This window comes from Achromobacter sp. ACM05, assembly GCF_019218915.1.
GTDB lineage: Bacteria > Pseudomonadota > Gammaproteobacteria > Burkholderiales > Burkholderiaceae_B > Achromobacter > Achromobacter animicus.
This window is the reverse complement of the sequence record NZ_JAHUWQ010000001.1, coordinates 194,420-213,358: the sequence shown is the minus strand read 5'-3', so window position 1 is coordinate 213,358 and position 18,939 is coordinate 194,420. Positions and strand designations below refer to the sequence as shown.

General features: G+C 67.1%; 14 protein-coding genes and 1 pseudogene. 11 read left to right on the top strand and 4 right to left on the bottom strand.

The window, feature by feature from the left end:
- The first annotated feature begins 84 nt into the window (after positions 1 to 84).
- The 4 genes from KW836_RS00995 to KW836_RS28045 all read left to right on the top strand — a co-directional run bounded on the left by KW836_RS00995 (position 85) and on the right by KW836_RS28045 (position 2,620).
- Positions 85 to 273: a DUF3460 family protein gene (locus KW836_RS00995; protein WP_056564661.1), complete on the top strand. Its 189-nt coding sequence runs from the start codon at positions 85 to 87 to the stop codon at positions 271 to 273.
- A 17-nt stretch (positions 274 to 290) separates the two neighbouring features.
- The gene (locus KW836_RS00990; protein WP_063956906.1) at positions 291 to 1,181 is read left to right on the top strand and encodes a ScpA family protein; all 891 of its coding nucleotides are present in this window, start codon (positions 291 to 293) and stop codon (positions 1,179 to 1,181) included.
- A gap of 35 nt (positions 1,182 to 1,216) precedes the next feature.
- Entirely contained in the window at positions 1,217 to 2,071 is an 855-nt protein-coding gene (panC, locus tag KW836_RS00985; protein ID WP_175125960.1) for a pantoate--beta-alanine ligase, read from the top strand.
- A gap of 183 nt (positions 2,072 to 2,254) precedes the next feature.
- A complete protein-coding gene (locus tag KW836_RS28045; protein ID WP_218342222.1) occupies positions 2,255 to 2,620 on the top strand; it encodes a response regulator transcription factor in 366 nt (121 codons plus the stop codon).
- A 246-nt stretch (positions 2,621 to 2,866) separates the two neighbouring features.
- Here KW836_RS28045 and KW836_RS00975 read toward each other — a convergent pair whose 3' ends face one another.
- Positions 2,867 to 3,655, bottom strand: coding sequence for a copper resistance protein NlpE N-terminal domain-containing protein (locus KW836_RS00975; RefSeq protein WP_175139033.1), 789 nt, complete (start codon positions 3,653 to 3,655; stop codon positions 2,867 to 2,869).
- Positions 3,656 to 3,857: 202 nt separating this feature from the next.
- Here KW836_RS00975 and KW836_RS00970 point away from each other — a divergent pair, with 202 nt between their 5' ends.
- The 7 genes and pseudogenes from KW836_RS00970 to KW836_RS00940 all read left to right on the top strand — a co-directional run bounded on the left by KW836_RS00970 (position 3,858) and on the right by KW836_RS00940 (position 15,461).
- The gene (locus tag KW836_RS00970; protein WP_218343231.1) at positions 3,858 to 4,706 is read left to right on the top strand and encodes an A24 family peptidase; all 849 of its coding nucleotides are present in this window, start codon (positions 3,858 to 3,860) and stop codon (positions 4,704 to 4,706) included.
- 142 nt (positions 4,707 to 4,848) lie between these two features.
- Positions 4,849 to 5,542, top strand: a pseudogene (gene coaE / locus KW836_RS00965) (dephospho-CoA kinase).
- A complete protein-coding gene (zapD, locus tag KW836_RS00960) occupies positions 5,539 to 6,291 on the top strand; it encodes a cell division protein ZapD (protein WP_218342221.1) in 753 nt (250 codons plus the stop codon). The pseudogene coaE and the gene zapD overlap by 4 nt, the downstream one beginning before the upstream one ends.
- Positions 6,292 to 6,424: 133 nt before the next feature.
- Entirely contained in the window at positions 6,425 to 7,690 is a 1,266-nt protein-coding gene (locus KW836_RS00955; protein WP_218342220.1) for an MdtA/MuxA family multidrug efflux RND transporter periplasmic adaptor subunit, read from the top strand.
- 12 nt (positions 7,691 to 7,702) lie between these two features.
- Positions 7,703 to 10,801, top strand: a complete 3,099-nt coding sequence (locus KW836_RS00950; RefSeq protein WP_218342219.1) for an MdtB/MuxB family multidrug efflux RND transporter permease subunit — start codon at positions 7,703 to 7,705, stop codon at positions 10,799 to 10,801.
- Positions 10,798 to 13,911: a multidrug efflux RND transporter permease subunit gene (locus KW836_RS00945; RefSeq protein ID WP_218342218.1), complete on the top strand. Its 3,114-nt coding sequence runs from the start codon at positions 10,798 to 10,800 to the stop codon at positions 13,909 to 13,911. Before KW836_RS00950 ends, KW836_RS00945 begins: the two co-directional genes overlap by 4 nt.
- Positions 13,908 to 15,461 carry an efflux transporter outer membrane subunit gene (locus KW836_RS00940; RefSeq protein ID WP_218342217.1) on the top strand — a complete coding sequence of 518 codons (1,554 nt, stop codon included), beginning with the start codon at positions 13,908 to 13,910 and terminating at the stop codon, positions 15,459 to 15,461. Before KW836_RS00945 ends, KW836_RS00940 begins: the two co-directional genes overlap by 4 nt.
- 39 nt (positions 15,462 to 15,500) lie before the next feature.
- Here KW836_RS00940 and KW836_RS00935 read toward each other — a convergent pair whose 3' ends face one another.
- The 3 genes from KW836_RS00935 to KW836_RS00925 all read right to left on the bottom strand — a co-directional run bounded on the left by KW836_RS00935 (position 15,501) and on the right by KW836_RS00925 (position 18,937).
- Positions 15,501 to 16,919, bottom strand: coding sequence for an amidase (locus tag KW836_RS00935; protein ID WP_218342216.1), 1,419 nt, complete (start codon positions 16,917 to 16,919; stop codon positions 15,501 to 15,503).
- 196 nt (positions 16,920 to 17,115) lie between these two features.
- A complete protein-coding gene (locus tag KW836_RS00930) occupies positions 17,116 to 18,078 on the bottom strand; it encodes a Nudix family hydrolase (RefSeq protein WP_175125951.1) in 963 nt (320 codons plus the stop codon).
- A complete protein-coding gene (locus KW836_RS00925; RefSeq protein WP_175186021.1) occupies positions 18,071 to 18,937 on the bottom strand; it encodes an ATP-binding protein in 867 nt (288 codons plus the stop codon). The genes KW836_RS00930 and KW836_RS00925 overlap by 8 nt, the downstream gene beginning before the upstream one ends.
- Positions 18,938 to 18,939: the final 2 nt, after the last annotated feature.

Below are 18,939 nucleotides of genomic sequence, written 5' to 3'. Positions count from 1 at the left end.
GTGGAAGCCTGACGATTGTAACGCCGGGGATATGGCCGCCGTGAAGTAAACTCGAGACATCTGCAACCTAATGAAATTGGCGTCATGGCGACCAACTACGAATCCGAGATCACCCAGTTCCTCAAGGACTTCAAGAAATCCCACCCTGGCACCGAAGAGCGCCAGCGCGAGGGACGCGCCCGCCTCTGGGACAAACCGCAGGATCAAGAGCTGCTCGAAGGCTTCCGCGCGGCACGCGTGGCGCAAAGGCCGTACGTGTATCAGGCCGACTGATACCGTTCTCGGCAAACATGGTCCAGAACCCCTCGGTGCCAGGCGATGCCCTGGCCAAGCTAGTGGAACCGTCCGTCGACAGCACGCCCGACACCATCGATAGCGTGGCGTTTGCGCGTCTGTACGGCGAGCCGCTGTTCCAGATGCCGACGGACCTGTACATCCCGCCCGATGCGCTGGAAGTCTTCCTCGAGGCGTTCGAAGGGCCGCTGGACCTGTTGCTTTACCTGATCCGCAAGCAGAACTTCAACGTTCTGGACATCCCCATGGCGGATGTCACGCGGCAATATCTGTCGTATGTGGACCAGATCCGCATCACCAATCTCGAACTGGCCGCCGAATACCTCCTGATGGCGGCCATGCTCATCGAGATCAAGTCGCGCATGCTGCTGCCGGTCAAGAAGACCGACACCGGCGAAGAGCCCGAAGATCCCCGCGCCGAACTGGTCCGCCGCCTGCTTGAGTACGAGCAGATGAAGCTGGCCGCCCAGAAGCTCGACAAGATGCCGCAACTGGGGCGCGATTTCGTCAGCAGCCAGGCCGTGGCCGACCTCAGCGTCGAGCGCGCGCTGCCCGACGTCAGCGTGGACGACCTGCGCGCGGCCTGGGCCGACATCATGAAGCGGGCCAAGCTCAACCAGCATCACCACATCACGCGCGAGCAGCTGTCCGTGCGCGATCACATGACGCACATCCTGCGCCGCCTGAACGACGTGCGTTTCATGGAATTCGGCGACCTCTTCATGGAGCGCGTCCGCGAGGGTGCACCCGCCGCGGTCGTGGTCGTGCATTTCATCGCCATGCTCGAACTGGCGCGCGAATCGCTGCTGGAAATCACGCAGGCCGAGCCCTATGCGCCCATCTACGTCCGCCTGGCGTACACCAGCGTGGCAGCCGTCGCGGCCTGATCCTGACCGGGCTCCTGCCCACCCCGGAGATTCCCTTGAAAGTCGTACACACCATCCAGGAATTGCGCGATCACCTGCGCGGACAGAACCGCGTGTCGTTCGTGCCCACCATGGGCAACCTGCATGAAGGCCACCTGTCGCTGATGAAGCTGGCGCGCCAGCATGGCGATCCCGTCGTGGCCAGCATCTTCGTGAATCGCCTGCAGTTCGGCCCGAACGAGGATTTCGACCAGTATCCGCGCACCCTGGCTGCCGACATCGAAAAGCTCGAAGCGGCACGCGACGTCTACGTGCTGTTCGCGCCGAACGAGCGCGAGATGTATCCCGAGCCGCAGAATTTCCGCATCCAGCCGCCCGATGACCTGGGCGACATCCTGGAAGGCGAGTTCCGTCCCGGGTTTTTTGCCGGTGTCAGCACCGTCGTGCTGAAACTGTTTTCCTGCGTGCAGCCGCGTGTGGCGGTGTTCGGGAAGAAGGACTACCAACAGCTCATGGTGGTGCGCAACATGTGCCGCCAGTTCCAGTTGCCCGTCGAGGTGCTGGCGCACGAAACCGTGCGGGCGGACGATGGCCTGGCGCTGTCGTCGCGCAACCGCTACCTGACTGACGGCGAGCGCGCCGAGGCGCCGGCGTTGTACGCCGAGCTTCAGGAGATCGGCCGCCGCCTGGCCCAGGGCGAGCGCGATGCTGCTGCGTTGGAGAACGACGCGGCCCAGCGGCTGACGCAGCGCGGCTGGAAGGTCGACTACGTGGCCCTGCGCCGCCAGCGCGATTTGAAGCGCCCCGAGGCCGCCGACTTGCAGGCGGGCGAACCCGTCGTCGTGCTGGCCGCGGCCAAGCTGGGCGCCACGCGACTGATCGACAATCTGGAATTGGTCTACACGGCCTGAAGCGGCGGGGCGGTGACATCCGGTCGCGCGATGCGGGGCGCTCGGTGCAAGGCGCCCGGTACAGGCGCTTAATAGGGCGATTGAGGCGAGGCGTTTTCATCAGCCCCTAGCAGAATTGCCAGCTTACGGCGGCCCGGCCGACGGGGCAGACTGTTTGCAATCCTACATTGCAAACGAGCTTCCATGCCCTTTCCTCACCCCGAACTCGACGCCGCCCTTTCAGCCCTGACCGTCCGCGAACGCCAGATTGTTGACTACGTGGCGGCTGGGCGCGCCAACAAGGTCATTGCCATCGACCTGGGCATTTCCCTGCGCACGGTCGAAGCCCACCGCGCCCGCATCTTCGCCAAACTCGGCGCCCGCAACGCCATGCAACTTGCCTGCCGGCTGTGTGCCCACGGGCAGTCCGGCGCATCGCCCGTTCCGGGCGCGCACTGGCCGTCCCGCACTATGCCGCCTTTCGTCCTCCCTGGCGCGCCGGCCCAGGCATTGCACGAGCCCGCCAGCGAATACGGCGACTGCCCGGCAAAGCCCGATGTTCCTCCCTGATGGCGATTTGGTGCCTGCGGTCTGGTGCGCACACGTAAGGCAAGCCGTGCTTCGCATCCAAAACCCTCCGCCATAGCGTGCTGCCGTGGGGGCAGCCGTATTCCGCCGTGCGTGCCCTTTCACCGGGTCCAATGGCTGCCAGCAAAAGAATTCGGGCCTGACGAACAAGGTGTTCGTCAGGCCCGGATGGGGTGCTGCGGTGTTCGCCCTGCGGCGCTCAAGCGCCGTGGGCGGACATCCCTTCGATCAAGGGCACTTGGGCGCTGCGGCGCTGGCCAGTTCGTCGATCGGGTCCAGATCCGGCTGGCGGGTCAGGTTGTAGTTCAGGTTGGGGGTCTGGCCGCCAATGGAGCGCACGCGCAGCACGTTGTTGGCTGCGACCACGAATTCCACGCGGACATTGCCTTGGCCGTCCATCAGGATGACGCGCGGCGGGCGTTCTTCGGTGGCGTCCCAGCAGCCTTGCTCGGAAACAGGCGGGCCCTTCTTGGGATCGTTGTCCAGGTAGGCGGTGCGGCCGCGCCAGCGGCCATTGGGCGCCAGCGTCAGCGTCACGCGCTGGGCCGTGCACTGCATGGCGGGCGAAAAACACGGCAGCGTGCCCATGTAGGTTTGCGGCTGCGGAACGAGGCTATGGGTGATGCCGTTGGCCGCAGGGGCAGGGGCCACGGGGGCGGGCGCCGAGCCGCCGGCGCCGCCGGAGCCACCGGCACCGCTTTCTGCGCCTTCGGGCACGGACTGGCCGTCTTCGGTGGTCTGGCCGGCAGCAACCGCCTGCTGATTCTGGTTCTGTTGACGGCGCGCGTCGGGCTTGAGCTCGATCTGCACTTGCGACGGGGCGCGGATGACGGTGCGGTAGCCGGCGCCGGAACCTTGGTACTGGGCGTCGGTCACGGTGCTTTCGGCCGGCAGGTCGTAATAGCCTTCAGCTTTCTGCTTGGCGCAGCCGGTTGCGGCGATCACGGTGCCCGCTAGCAGCAGCCCCATGACGCTGAGTTTGCGGGAGCGGGAAACGATTTCTACGCGCGCGGCCATGGCAGCTTATCCGTGAATTGAGTCTGTCTCCGATTTTACGCACTTATGCGAAGATTCGATACGTTCCCCTTAGCCGTTCCCGGGCATCCCGGCACTTTATGCACAAATTACGACACGGCCGCGCGCGGCTCCTCATTCCTTGCGCCATCGCCGGTTTGTCGGATGGGCAGGCGCGTCCGGACCGCAAGGGGCGATGACGCCGATGTGGCACGTCTTTGATCTACCCTTTGGCGTCTTCATCGGCGTGGCGGCGCTGGCGGGCCTGTTCGTGGGCAACTGGCTGACGGTGCTGACCCATCGGCTGCCGCGCATGATGGAGCGCGAATGGCAGGCGCAGTGCCTGGACGCCGCCGGCAAGCCGCGGCCCGCCGGACACTATGGCCTGCTGTCGCCGGCCTCGCAATGCCCGGCCTGCGAGGCGCCCATCGAAAGAATGGCCCGGATTCCCGTGCTCGGCTGGCTGCTGCTGCGCGGCCGGTGCGCGGCGTGCCACGCGCCCATCGGCTGGCGCTATCCCGTCATTGAACTCCTGACCTGCGCGCTGTTCGCCGCCTGCGCGCTGCGCTTTGGCGCAACGCCGATCGCGTTGGCGGCCATGGGCTTGTCGGCCATGCTGGTGGCGCTGGCATGGATCGACTTCGAAACGACGTTGCTGCCCGACGTTCTGACGCAGCCGCTGGTGTGGGCGGGCCTGCTGCTGAACCTGTTTGATGCGTTCACCAGCGTGCAGACGGCGGTGGTCGGCGCGGCAGCCGGGTATCTCTTCCTGTGGGTTATCTTTCATGTGTTCCGCCTGTTGACCGGGCGCGAAGGCATGGGGCAAGGCGACTTCAAGCTGCTGGCCGCGCTGGGCGCGTGGTTTGGTGTCGAGGCCTTGCCGATGTTGCTGCTCAGTGCGTCGCTGGTGGGCGTGCTGATCGGCGGAACGCTGACGCTCACCGGCCGCGCCAGCCGCGGCCAGCCCTTGCCCTTCGGGCCGTACCTGGCGCTGGCCGGCCTGGTCATGCTGCTGCTGGGCGGCGAACAAGGCATGTGGCAGTTCATGAACTAGGGACGGCCAGTCAGGACGGCCGGGCAGGACGGCCAGTTGGGACGGCCTGTCAGGACGGCCTGTCAGGACGATCGGCTAGCCGAGGGCCGCCGGCATCGACGGCCATGCAACGGCACTAAGCAAGAGACAAAGGAAAGGCAGCATGTTCAACATTGGTCTGACGGGCGGCATCGGCTCGGGCAAGTCCCGCGTGGCGGACATGCTGGCGGAGTGGGGCGCGGCGTTGGTCGACACCGACGAGATCGCGCGATCGCTCACCGCCGCCGGCGGCGCTGCCATGCCCGCGATCGAACACGAATTTGGACCGCAGGCGTTGACGCCCGACGGCGCGCTGGACCGCGCGTGGATGCGCACGCAGGCGTTCGCCGATCCGCAGGTGCGGCGGCGGCTGGAGGCCGTGCTGCATCCGGCCATCGGCCGCGAAACGCAGCGGCAGGCGGCGGCCGCGCGCGGATCGTATCTGGTCTTTGTGGTGCCGCTATTGGTTGAGTCCCTGGACCGTTGGCGTGACCGCGTGGATCGTATCTGCGTGGTCGATTGCGATCCCGAAACGCAGGTCGCTCGCGTGCAGCAGCGCAGCGGGCTGACGGAGCAGGACATCAGGCGTATCATGGCGGCACAGGCTGCGCGGGCACGCCGGTTGGAGGTCGCGGACGACGTCATACTCAACGACGCAACGACAACACCGGAACAGTTGCGCGCGCGGGCGTTGACCCTGCATGACCGCTGGCTGGCGCTGGCGACCACCACGGGCCGGTAAGCCAGCGGCTGCCGGCACCCCTGAAAATTCTTGGCCCGCCGGCCAACCACTTGATAGGGCCTGTAAAAAAGCGTGATCGTTTACGAATATCCCTTCAACGAGCGCATCCGTGCTTATCTGCGGCTGGAATACCTGTTCGACAGGCTCTTCTTCTTTGCTCGCGAGGGTGACTCACGCCAGCATCAGGTTGCCGTCACCTCCCTTTTCGATCTGCTCGACGCGTGCGAACGCACCGACGTGAAAGGCGCGGTCCTGCAAGACCTTGAACGCCAGCGCTTGGCGCTGGTCGGGCTGCGCGATCATCCCGGCGTGGCGCAGGACGCGCTGGAAGGCATGCTGCGCGAAATGGAAAAGGTGGCCAGTGCCCTGGCTGCCCCTGGCAAGACCGGCCAGTCGCTGCGCGAGAACGAATGGCTGACCAGCCTGCGCGGACGTCTGTCGGTGCCCGGCAGCGCCACGCAGGTCGACATGCCTTCGTACTATGCCTGGCAGAACAAGCCCGAGGCCGCGCGCTGCGCGGACCTGCAGGCGTGGGTGTCCCCCTTCATTCCCCTTTACGATGGCCTGACCCTGGCGCTGCGCCTGTTGCGCGAGTCCGGACGCAAAATCGACATCGTGGCCGAGCAGGGCGCCTACCAGCAGATGCTGGGCGGCAAGCAGTTCCAGCTGCTGCGCGTCTGGGTGGACCCCACCCACGGCGTCTTCCCCGAGATCAGCGCCAATAAGTACATGATCTGGATACGTTTTTCCACCCAGGACGGGGAGTTCAAACCCCAGCAGGTGGCCCGTGATGTGTCATTCCAGATGACCCTCTGTAGCTCTTAGGCTGAAGTTACGCAGGGTTTCGCTGCCCGGATTCCTGTTGCGGGTAGTTTCAGCATGACGGTCATCAGGGCCGAAATCGGGACGGTCTAGTAGACAATACGGCTTTCCTTCCGAGTGTGCCGGAACCGTTTCCATGTCCGATAGCCGTCCTGTATCCCCACCCTCCCGCTGGAGCCGTCGCCGCGTGGTCGGCTTGGGTCTGCTGCTCCTCGTTGTGGCGGCGATCGCGTGGTTGGTGCTCCGGCCCTCGGCCAAGCAGGGTGGTCCCGGCGGACGTGCCGGCGGCCGGCCTCCCATGGCGGCCATGGCCAACCTGCCGGTGCCGGTGCGGATCGCCACCGCCGCCCAGCAGGACATCGACATCTTCCTGCGCTCGCTGGGCACCGTCACCGCCTACAACACCGTCACCGTCCGAAGCCGCGTCAGCGGCGAACTCGTCGACGTCGCCTTCCAGGAAGGGCAGCAGGTCAAGGCCGGCGACCTGCTCGCGCAGGTGGACCCGCGTGCGTTCCAGGTGGCCTTGGACCAGGCGCGCGGCACGCAGATGCAGAACCTGGCCCAGCTGGAAAACGCCCGCCGCGACCTGCAGCGCTACCAGGCCCTCTTCAAGCAGGATTCCATTGCCCGCCAACAGGTCGACACGCAGGCCGCGCTGGTGCGCCAGTACGAAGGCACGGTCAAGAGCGATCAGGCCAATGTCGACAACGCCAAGCTGCAACTCGATTACGCGCGCATCACCGCGCCGATCAGCGGCCGTCTGGGTCTGCGCCAGGTGGACCGCGGCAATCTCGTGTCCAGCGCGGACACCAACGGTCTGGTCGTCATCACCCAGACTCAGCCGATTTCCGTCGTCTTCACCCTGCCTGAGACGCAGTTGCCCGAAGTGCGCGCGGAACTCGCCGCCGGCAAGACGTTGACGGTCGACGCCTACGACCGCGCCGACACCCGCCGCATCGCGACCGGCACGCTCGAAACGCTGGACAACCAGATCGACGTGACCACCGGCACGCTCAAGCTCAAGGCCCGCTTCGACAACGCCGACGATGCGCTTTTCCCCAACCAGTTCGTCAACGTGCGCCTGCACGTCCTGACCCGCAAAGACGTGACCGCCATTCCGACGGCGGCGGTCCAGCAGGGTTCGGCCGGCGCCTTCGTCTTCCTGGTGCAGGACGACAACACGATCGCGGTGCGCCAGGTCAAGCTGGGCGCCATCAACAGCGGCATGGTCGCCGTGAACGAAGGCTTGAAGCCGGGTGACCGCGTCGTCACGGAAGGCACCGACCGCCTGCGCGCTGGCGCCAAGGTGGAAATCCTGGGCGGCGCCGAAGTCATTCCCGCCACCCGCGACAAGACGCTGGGCGCGGGGGCGCCGGCCGGCACCACGCCCGCGTCCAAGTAAGCCGAGAACGCCGTGAGCCCGTCGCGCCTTTTCATCCTGCGCCCCGTGGCCACCACCCTGTCGATGGTGGCCATCCTGATCGCGGGCCTCATCGCCTACCGTTTCCTGCCGGTTTCGGCGCTGCCCGAAGTCGACTATCCAACGATTCAGGTCGTGACGCTGTATCCCGGCGCCAGTCCCGACGTCATGACGTCGCTGGTCACGTCACCATTGGAGCGCCAGTTCGGCCAGATGCCCGGCCTGAACCAGATGTCGTCCACCAGTTCGGGCGGCGCCTCGGTCATCACCCTGCAATTCAACCTGACGCTGCCGCTGGACGTGGCCGAACAGCAGGTGCAGGCGGCCATCAACGCCGCGTCGAACCTGCTGCCGTCCGACCTGCCGGTGCCCCCGACCTACAACAAGGTCAACCCGGCCGACGCGGCGGTGCTGACGCTGGCGATCACGTCGCCTACCATGCCGCTGCCGCAGGTGCGCGACCTGGTCGATACGCGCGTGGCGCAGCGGCTGTCGCAGATCCCGGGCGTGGGTCTGGTCAGCGTTGCGGGCGGGCAGCGCCCCGCCGTGCGGGTCCAGGTGAATCCGCAGGCGCTGGCAGCCAATGGCCTGTCGCTGGCCGACCTGCGTACCGCCATCGTCGGCGCCAACGTCAACCAGCCCAAGGGCAACCTGGACGGTCCGCAGCGCTCCACCACCATCAACGCAAATGACCAGCTCAAGTCGCCCACCGACTACAACAGCCTGATCATCGCGTACAAGAACGGTGCGCCGTTGCGGCTGGCCGACGTGGCGCGCGCGGTTGAAGGCGCCGAAGACACCCGCCAGGCCGCGTGGGCCGGCGACAAACCCGCCATCCTGTTGAACATCCAGCGCCAGCCCGGCGCCAACGTAATCGACGTGGTCGACCGTATCCAGGCGCTGATGCCGCAGTTGCGCGCCGCGCTGCCCGCCACGCTGGACGTGACGGTGGTGTCGGACCGCACGCAGACCATCCGCGACTCGGTCGCCGACGTGCAGTTTGAAATGCTGCTGGCCGTCGGGCTGGTGGTCATGGTCACGTTCATCTTCCTGCGCAGCCTGACGGCCACGCTGATTCCCAGCGTCGTCGTGCCGCTGTCGCTGGTGGGCACGTTCGGGATCATGTATCTGTCCGGATTCTCGATCAACAACCTGACGCTGATGGCGCTGACCATTGCCACCGGCTTCGTGGTGGACGACGCCATCGTCATGATCGAGAACATCGCCCGCCACATCGAAGAAGGCGAAAAGCCGATGCAGGCCGCACTGAAAGGCGCGTCGCAGATCGGCTTCACGCTGATCTCGCTGACCCTCTCGCTGATCGCCGTGCTGATTCCGCTGCTGTTCATGACGGAGGTCGTGGGCCGGCTGTTCCGCGAATTTGCGATCACGCTGGCGGTGGCCATCCTGATTTCCCTGGTGGTGTCGCTGACGCTGACCCCGATGATGTGCGCGCGCCTGCTGCGCGCCGAATCCGAAACGAAGCACGGGCGTTTTCATCAGGCCACGGGCGCCTTCATCGACCGCATCATCGCCGGCTATGACCGCATGTTGCAGGTCGTGCTGCGCCATCAGACGCTGACGCTGATCGTGGCGGTGGCCACCTTTGCGCTGACCGTGCTGCTTTACCTGGTGGTGCCCAAAGGCTTCTTCCCGCAGCAGGACACCGGCCTCATCCAGGCCATCACGCAGGCGCCGCAGTCCATTTCGTTCACCGCCATGTCCCAGCGCCAGCAGGCGGCGGCCCGCTTGGTGTTGGAAGATCCCGACGTGCAGGCCGTGTCGTCCTTCATCGGGGTGGACGGCAGCAACGCCACGCTCAGCGCCGGCCGCATGCAGATTTCGCTCAAGCCCCAGGCCGAGCGCAATGGCGATCTGCGCACCGTCATGGCCCGCCTGCAGGAAAGCCTGAACAAGCAGGACGGCCTGACCGTCTACATGCAGCCGGTGCAGGACCTGACCATCGAAGACCGCGTCAGCCGCACGCAGTACCAGATGACGCTGTCCAATCCCGACCTGAAAGTGCTGAGCGAGTGGACGCCCAAGCTGGTCGAGCGTCTGCGCGCCGTGCCGGGCCTGATGGACGTGGCAGACGACCTGCAGGACGACGGCCTGCAGACCTGGGTGGAGATCGACCGCGACGCGGCCTCGCGGCTGGGCATCACCGCCGCCGTCATCGACGAGACGCTGTACAACGCCTTCGGCCAGCGGCTGATCTCCACGATCTTCACGCAGTCCAACCAGTACCGCGTGGTGCTCGAAGTCCTGCCGCAATTCCAGATGTCGCCCAGCGCGCTGGGGCAGATCCACGTGCCCACCTCCACGGGCGCGCAGGTGCCGCTGTCTTCCGTTGCGCACATCAGCGAAGGCCGGACGGTGCTGGCCGTGAACCGGCTTGACCAGTTCCCGATGGTGACCGTGTCGTTCAACCTGGCGCCCGGCGCCTCGTTGTCCGACGCTGTGGAAAACATCAAGGCTGCCGAAGCCGAAATCGGCATGCCGTCCAGTGTCGAAACGCGCTTTCAGGGCGCGGCGCTGGCGTTCCAGAATTCGCTGTCCAGCACGCTGTGGCTGATTCTGGCGGCCGTGGTCACGATGTACATCGTGCTGGGCGTGCTCTATGAAAGCTACATCCACCCCATCACCATCCTGTCCACGCTGCCATCCGCAGGCGTGGGGGCGTTGCTGGCGCTGCTGATCAGCGGCACGGAACTGGACATGATCGGCATCATCGGGATCATCCTGCTGATCGGCATCGTCAAGAAGAACGCGATCATGATGATCGACTTCGCGCTGGACGCCGAACGCAAGCGGGGACTCGCGCCGCGCGAGGCCATCCACGAGGCCGCGCTGCTGCGCTTCCGGCCCATCCTGATGACCACGCTGGCCGCGCTGTTCGGCGCCTTGCCGCTGATGCTGTCCACCGGCACCGGCGCTGAACTGCGCCAGCCGCTGGGCCTGGTGATGGTCGGCGGCCTGCTGTTGTCGCAGGTGCTGACGCTGTTCACCACGCCGGTCATCTACCTGATGTTCGATCGCATGTCCCGCCGTTGGCGCGGCGCGGGTGCGCCGTCCGCCGGAGACGCGCGATGATCCTGTCGGCCCCCTTTATCGTCCGGCCGGTGGCGACCACGCTGCTGAGCCTGGCGGTCGTAATGGCCGGCATGCTTGCGTTCTTTCTGTTGCCCGTGGCGCCGCTGCCGCAGGTGGACATCCCCACTATTTCCGTGTCGGCCAGCCTGCCGGGCGCCAGTCCCGAGACCATGGCCTCCAGCGTCGCCACGCCGCTGGAACGTTCGCTGGGCAGCATTGCGGGCGTCACGGAAATGACGTCGCGCAGCTCGCAGGGGTCCACGCGCATCACGCTGCAGTTCGACCTGTCGCGCGACATCAATGGCGCGGCGCGCGACGTGCAGGCCGCGATCAACGCGGCGCGTTCGCTTTTGCCGACCGGCCTGCGCAGCAATCCCACCTATAACAAGTCCAATCCGTCGGACGCGCCGATCCTGACGCTGGCGCTGACGTCCGACACGCTCAGCCAGGGCCAGCTGTACGACCTGGCCTCTACCATCGTGGCGCAGAAGCTGTCGCAGGTGGACGGGGTGGGCGAGGTCACGGTGGGCGGCAGCTCGCTGCCGGCGGTGCGCGTGACGGTGCTGCCCGGGGCGCTGGCCAACCAGGGCGTGTCGCTGGACGAACTGCGCGCCACGCTGGCCAACGCCAATGCCAACCGCCCCAAGGGCGTGCTTGAAAACGACCGCTACCACTGGCAGATCATGGTCAGCGACCAGCTCAGCCGGGCCGAGGAATACCGGCCGCTGATCGTCGCCTGGCGCGACGGCCGACCGGTGCGCGTGTCCGATGTGGCCAAGGTGGAAGACTCGGTCGAAGACCTGTATCAGACCGGCTTTTTCAACGACCGCAACGCCATCCTGATGGTCGTGCGGCGGCAGGCCGACGCCAACATCATCGAAGCCGTGGACGCCGTGCGCGCGCAGTTGCCCGTGCTGCAGGCGCTGATGCCCGCCGACGTCAACATGACGGTTGCGCAGGACCGCACCCCCAGCATCCGCGCGTCGCTGCACGAGGCCGAGCTGACGCTCATCATCGCCGTCGGGCTGGTGGTGCTGGTGGTGCTGCTGTTCCTGCGGCGCTGGCGCGCGGCCATCATTCCCAGCGTCGCGGTGCCGGTGTCGCTGATCGGCACGTTCTGCATCATGTACCTGTGCGGCTACACGCTGAACACGATCTCGCTGATGGCGCTGATCGTCGCCACGGGGTTCGTGGTGGACGACGCGATCGTGGTGCTTGAAAACATCATGCGCCACGTCGAGAACGGGATGTCGCCGATGCGCGCCGCCTTGCGCGGCTCGCGCGAGGTCGGTTTCACGGTGCTGTCGATGAGCCTGTCGCTGGTGGCGGTGTTCATTCCCATCCTGCTGATGGGCGGGGTGGTGGGGCGTCTGTTCCGCGAGTTTGCCGTCACCTTGTCCGCCGCCATCCTGGTGTCGCTGGTGGTGTCGTTGACGCTCACGCCCATGATGTGCGCGCGCCTGCTGCGGCCCGAACCCAAGGATCCCAAGCCGCCGGGCCGGCTGGCGCGCTGGACCGAGCGCGGCTTTCAGTCCATGCAGGACGGCTATCGCCGCTCGCTGGGCTGGGCGCTGGCGCACGGCCGCCTGATGATGCTGACGCTGGCGATCGCCGTGGGCCTGAACGTCTATCTGTACACCGTGGTGCCCAAGGGCTTTTTCCCGCAGCAGGACACGGGTCAGCTGCTGGGCTTTTTCCGTGTCGACCAGGGCACATCGTTCCAGGCCACGCTGCCCAAGCTTGAAGCGCTGCGCAAGGTGGTGCTGGACGATCCGGCCGTGCAAAGCATGACCGGATACGCGGGCGGGCGCGGCGGCAGCAACAGCAGCTTCATGCAGATCCAGCTCAAGCCGCTGGGTGAGCGCAAGGTTTCGGCCGACGTCGTCATCAATCGCCTGCGCGCCAAGCTGCAGAACATGCCCGGCGCGCGCCTGTTTCTCGTGTCGCAGCAGGACATCCGCATCGGTGGCCGCCAAAGCCAGGGTTCGTACGACTACACGCTGATGTCGGGCGATCTGCAACTGCTGCGCACCTGGATGCCCAAGGTGCAGCAGGCGATGGCCAAGATTCCGGAGATCACCGACGTGGACGCCGACGTCGAGGACCGCGGCCGCGAGATCAACCTGGTCATCGACCGCGAAGCCGCGACGCGGCTGGGCATCAGCATGGCCACCATTTCCACGGTGCTGAACAACTCGTTCAGCCAGCGCCAGGTGTCGGTCATGTACGGGCCGCTCAACCAGTATCACGTGGTGCTGGGCGTGGACCCGAAGTTCGCGCAGGACATCGAATCGCTGCGCCAGGTCGAGGTCATCACCGCGGACGGCGCCCGCGTGCCGCTGTCGGCGTTCACCAAGCTTGAAAACGCGAACGCGCCGCTCAGCGTGAGTCACCAGGGCCTGTTCGTGGCCGACACCATCTCGTTCAGCCTGGCGCCCGGCGTGTCGCTGGGGCAGGCGACCACCGCGATCGACAATGCCGTGGCGCGCCTGGGCTTGCCATCTGACCAGATCCAGGCGGGCTTTCAGGGCACCGCCGCCGCGTTGCAGCAGACGCTGGCGCAGCAACCCTGGCTGATCCTGGCCGCGCTGGTCACCATGTACATCGTGCTGGGCATTTTGTACGAAAGCTTCATCCACCCGCTCACCATCCTGTCCACGCTGCCGTCGGCGGGGCTGGGCGCGCTGCTTGCGTTGCTGCTGGTGCGATACGACTTCACGCTGATTGCGCTGATCGGCGTGTTCCTCTTGATCGGCATCGTCAAGAAGAACGCGATCATGATGGTGGATTTTGCGCTGGACGCCCAACGCCACCACGGCATGACGCCGCGCGACGCGATCTTTCAGGCGTGCCTGACGCGGTTCCGTCCGATCATGATGACGACGATGGCGGCCATCTTCGGCGCGCTGCCGCTGGTGCTGGCCACCGGCGCCGGCGTCGAGATGCGCCAGCCGCTTGGCATTACCATCGTGGGCGGCCTGGTGCTGAGCCAGATCCTCACGCTGTACACCACGCCCGTGGTCTATCTTTATCTGGACCGCTTCCGCCTGTGGGCCGCGCGCCGGCGCGCTTCGCGGGGCGGGAATTCCGCTTCCATAGAACACACATGATCCGTACCAAGCCGTATTCCTCCGCCACTCTTGGCCGCGCCGCGGCCACGCTCGCGCTTTGCGCGCTGCTGGGCGCCTGCGCGGTCGGGCCCGACTATCAGCGCCCGGCGCTGGACGTGGGCGTGGCCTACAAGGAAGGCCAGGTCGAGGTGCCCGGCTGGAAGCCGGCCCAGCCGCGCGACGACGCCGACCGCGGCGCGTGGTGGAAGGTCTATGACGACGCCACGCTGAATGGCTTGGTGGACCGGCTGAACACGTCCAACCAGACCATCGCGCAGGCCGAGGCGAACTACCGTCAGGCGCTCGGTCTGGTGCGCGGCGCGCGTTCGGGCTTCTACCCCACCGTGGGCGCGGGGGCGGGCATGACCCGAGGCGGCAATGGCGGGCAGAGCGGTTCCTCGACGGCTTCAGGCAGCAACGTGTCCAACCAGTATTCGCTGACGGGCAGCGTCAGCTGGGAATTGGACGTCTGGGGCCGGGTGCGCCGCAGCGTCGAGTCCTCTGAAGCCAGCGCCGCCGCCAGCCTGGCCGACCTGGGCGCGACCCGCCTGAGCGCGCAGGCCGCGCTGGTGCAGACCTATCTGCAACTGCGCGTGCTGGACGAACAGAAGCGCCTGCTTGACGCCACCGTGGCCGCGTACGAAAAGTCATTGCAGCTCACGCAGAACCGCTACGAAGTCGGCGTCGCGGGACAGGCCGACGTGGCCGTCGCGCGCACGCAGCTTGAAAGCACCCGCGCGCAGTCCATCGACCTGGATTGGCAGCGCGGTCAGTACGAGCACGCGATCGCGGTGCTGATGGGCCAGGCGCCTTCGCAGTTCAGCCTGCCGCCCGCGGTGTTCACGTTGCGGCTTCCGCAGATTCCGGTGGGCCTGCCCTCCGAGCTGCTCGAGCGCCGTCCCGACGTGGCCGCCGCCGAACGCCGCGCCGCGGCCGCCAACGCGCAGATCGGCGTGGCGCAGGCCGCGTGGTTCCCCAGCCTGACGCTGTCGGCCGACGGCGGTTTTCGCAATGGCGAATTCGCTGAGCTGCTGACGGCGCCCGCCCGTTTCTGGTCGCTGGGGCCGGCCCTGGCGTTGACGATCTTCGACGGCGGCGCGCGCGAGGCCCAGGTCGAGCAGGCCCGCGCATCGTACGACTCGCAGGCCGCGGCTTATCGCCAGGCGGCGTTGACCGGTCTGCGCGAGGTCGAGGACTACCTGATCCAGCTGCGCGTGATGGAGCAGGAGCAGATCGTGCAGCGCCGCGCGCTGGAATCGGCGCGCGAATCGCTGCGCCTGATCCAGAACCAGTACAAGGCGGGCTTGGTCGACTACCTGAGCGTGGCCGTGGTGGACGCCACGGCGCTCAGCAGCGAGCGCAATGCGCTGAGCCTGCTGGGCAACCGGCTGGTGGCCAGCGTCAATCTGATCGTTGCGCTGGGTGGCGGTTGGGAAGGACTGCCGGTCGAGACGGCGCGTGCTGACGGCGCCGGGCCGGCCGTGACGCAGACGTCCGCCGCGCAAACACCTGCCGCGCAAACGCCTGCCGCGCAAACGCCGGCGCAGTAACCTGGCGCGGGGCCGGCGCCCCTGCGCCAGGCGGTGGCCTTACAAGCCAACCGCCTTCAGATCCGGCCGCTGGCGGTGCCATTCGGTGACCGCCTGGAATGCGATGCCGATCTTGCCCAGCACGCCTTCCGCGTTGGGCTTGCCCAGCAACTGCACGCCTAGCGGCAAGCCGTCGCTGGTGAAGCCCGCGGGCAGCGCCAACCCGGCTGCATTCATGTAATTGCCCGGGCGGGTGAACGCCGCAAGCGGAGTGGCCGCTTCGTCCACCTCGGTCAGCGGACGCGCGCCGAACGGGGCGGCTGGCGTGAGCACGGCGTCGAACTCCTGCATCCAGTCCAGCCAGTCGCGGCGCGCCTGCGCGTGCGCCTGCAATGCCGCGATGTAGTCGGCGGCCGAGATCCCCTTGCCCGACAGCACGCGCGCGCGCACATACTGGCCGATGGGCTTGGCAGGGTCCTCGATGTAGCCGCGATGCAGCGCGTAGGCTTCGGCCGAGATGATCTGGCCGTTGCGCTGCATCATCTCGCGAAAGTCGAAGGGAAGGGGCGTCTCGGCCACATCCGCACCCAGCGCGGCGAGCACGCGGCGCGCGTCGTCCAGCGCCGACAGCGCGTCGGCGTCCACGGCGATGGGATGCTGTGCCGTCGGCATCACCGCGATGCGTACGCCGCGCAGAGGCTGCGCGCCGCCGGCCGGCTCCCGGTAGTCGAACGCGGGGATGCCGAACGTCAACGGGTCCTGAGTGTCGTGGCCGGCCATCAGTGCGGTCAGCAGCATCGCGTCGCGGGCGTCGCGGGTCAGCGGGCCCAACGTGTCCAGCGTCGTCGACAGCGCCACTGCGCCGTGCAGGCTGATGAGACCGCGCGTGGTCTTCAGGCCCGTGATGCCGTTCAGGGCGGCCGGGATCCGGACCGATCCACCGGTGTCCGATCCCAGGGCGGCAGGCGTCAGGCCGGCCGCCACGGCGACGCCGGATCCGCTGGATGAGCCGCCGGGCACGCGCGCACGCTCCAGGTCCCAGGGGTTGCGCGGCGTGCCCATGACAGGATTCGTGCCCCAGCCGCCGAAGGCGAATTCCACCATATGCGTCTTGCCCAGCATCACCATCCCCGCGTCCAGCAGCCGCGTGACTGCGGTGGCGGTGACGCCGCTGCGGCGTTCGCGCCAGGCCTCGGACCCCGCCGTGGTGATGTGGCCCTGGATGTCGCACAAATCCTTGACCGCCACCGGCACGCCGTCCAGCGGGCTGAGCAGCCCGTAGCCCGCGCGCCGCCGCGCGTCGGCGGCTTCGGCCAGCCGCAGTGCACCCGCGTTGTCCACGCTGATGAAAGCGCCCAGCGTGGGATTTGCCCGGTCGATGCGGTCCAGGAAGTGGCGCGTCAATTCCACCGAGCTGTAGCGGCCCTGCGCCAGGCCATCCGCCAGGTCGGCCAGGGTGGCAAATGCGATGTCAGACATGGATTCCCTCGATGCGATGCCATGCGTCTGTCAGCCAGGCGCATGCAACCCCGTCCGCGTGATGGCGGCCGGTCTCGGCATGTAGGGTGCATCGGCGCGGGGGTTTGGTCTATGCGCGCTTTCCCGCGCGAGTCAAAAACAAAACGGCCCATGCGGGGCATGGGCCGTCGGACGGCCAGGCGAAGTGCGATGCGCGTCAGAGCACGCCGCGGATCCCGGCGATGCCGTGCGCGCCGTGGCGCAAGGCTTGCGAGACGGTCTGGGTGGATTGGCCTCCCAGCGCGAACACCGGTATGCCGGCATCCCGGTTGCCTTCCACAAACCCTTCCCAGCCCAGCGTCGGCGCGCCGGGATGGCTGGGCGTTTCCAGCACTGGGCCCAGCACGGCGAAGTCCGCGCCCAGTTCGCGGGCGTGGACGACCTGGGCGTTGTCATGCGCGGAGACGCCGACCAGCGCATTGCGGGGCAATTCCGGACGGGCGGTCAGGCGCAGCGCGTCTGCCGTGCGCAGGTGCACGCCGTCGGCTTCTTTCCACCATGCAACGGGATGGATGCTGTTGACCAGCACGCGCGCGCCGGCGGCGCGGCAGCGCTTGATGACCTGTTGCAGCACTTCGTGCAGCGAACTGGCGCCCACGCCGTCCGGCCATTGCGGTTCACGGAACTGCACCAGCTTCACGCCGCGCGCCAGCGCGGCGTCCAGGCGGCCGAGGAACGGCGCGATGCCCGCGCGCGAGCCAATGGCGCTGATGCCGTAGGTGGTGGGCAGTTGCAGCCAGCGCAGCGGGGGCAGGGTGGCGGGCAGCAGGTCGCCCACCGAGGCCGCATTGGCAGGATCCACCCATTCGAGCCGCTGATTTTCCAGGCTTTGGGGCTCGCCTTCCCAGCCGGTGACGTGGCAGAAGGCCAGGCGCACCGTGGTGTGCGGGTAGGCATGCACGTACGTGACCCACGGGCGCGACTGCGTGACGCGGATGCCGATTTCTTCTTGAAGCTCGCGGGCCAGCGCCTGCAGCACGGTCTCGCCGGGTTCGAGCTTGCCGCCCGGCAGTTCCCACCAGCCGGACCACGGCTTGCCTTCGGGCCGCTGGCCCAGCAGAAGCTTGCCGTCCGGGCGCAGGATCAGGCCGGCGGCGACGTCGACGATCTTTTCAGACATGGCGGGCCGCCCAGTCGCGTGCGAACTGATACGCCACGCGGCCCGAACGCGAGCCGCGTTCGATGGTCCATTGCAGCGCCTCGGTGCGCGAGGGTTCGATGTGCTGCTCAGGGCAGCCCAGCTCGCGCAGCCAGTGATACACGATGTCCAGGTAGTCGTCCTGCTTGAACGGGTAGAACGACAGCCACAGACCGAAGCGCTCGGACAGCGAGATCTTTTCCTCGACGGTTTCGCCGGGGTGGATTTCGCCGTCGGGCTGGTGCTTGGCCTGCAGGTTTTCGCTCATGTATTCCGGCATCAGGTGGCGCCGGTTGGACGTGGCGTAGATGAGGACGTTGTCGCCCGAGGCCGACACCGAACCGTCCAGCACCGATTTGAGCGCCTTGTAGCCGGCCTCGCCTTCTTCAAAGGACAGGTCGTCGCAGAACACGATGAAGCGTTCGGGCCGCGCCGCCACCAGTTCGACGATGTCGGCCAGGTCGCCGAGGTCGGACTTGTCGACTTCGATCAGGCGCAGGCCGCGGTCGCCGTAGGCGGCCAGCATGGCTTTGACCAGCGAGCTTTTGCCGGTGCCGCGTGCGCCGGTCATGAGCACGTTGTTGGCGGGCTTCTTTTCAAGGAACTGCAGCGTGTTGCGGTCGATGGTGGCCTTCTGGCGCTCGATGTGCTGCAGGTCCTGCATGTCGATGCGCGCCACGTGGCGCACGGCGTCCAGCCAGCCGCGCGCGCCGCGCTTGCGCCAGCGGAACGCGTGGGCGGTCCAGTCGATGTCGGGCGGGGCGGGAGGCAGGAAGGCCTCCAGCTGCGCCAGCACGCGTTCGGCGCGCTGGATCAGCGTGGTGAACTCGGTAGCCGTCATGG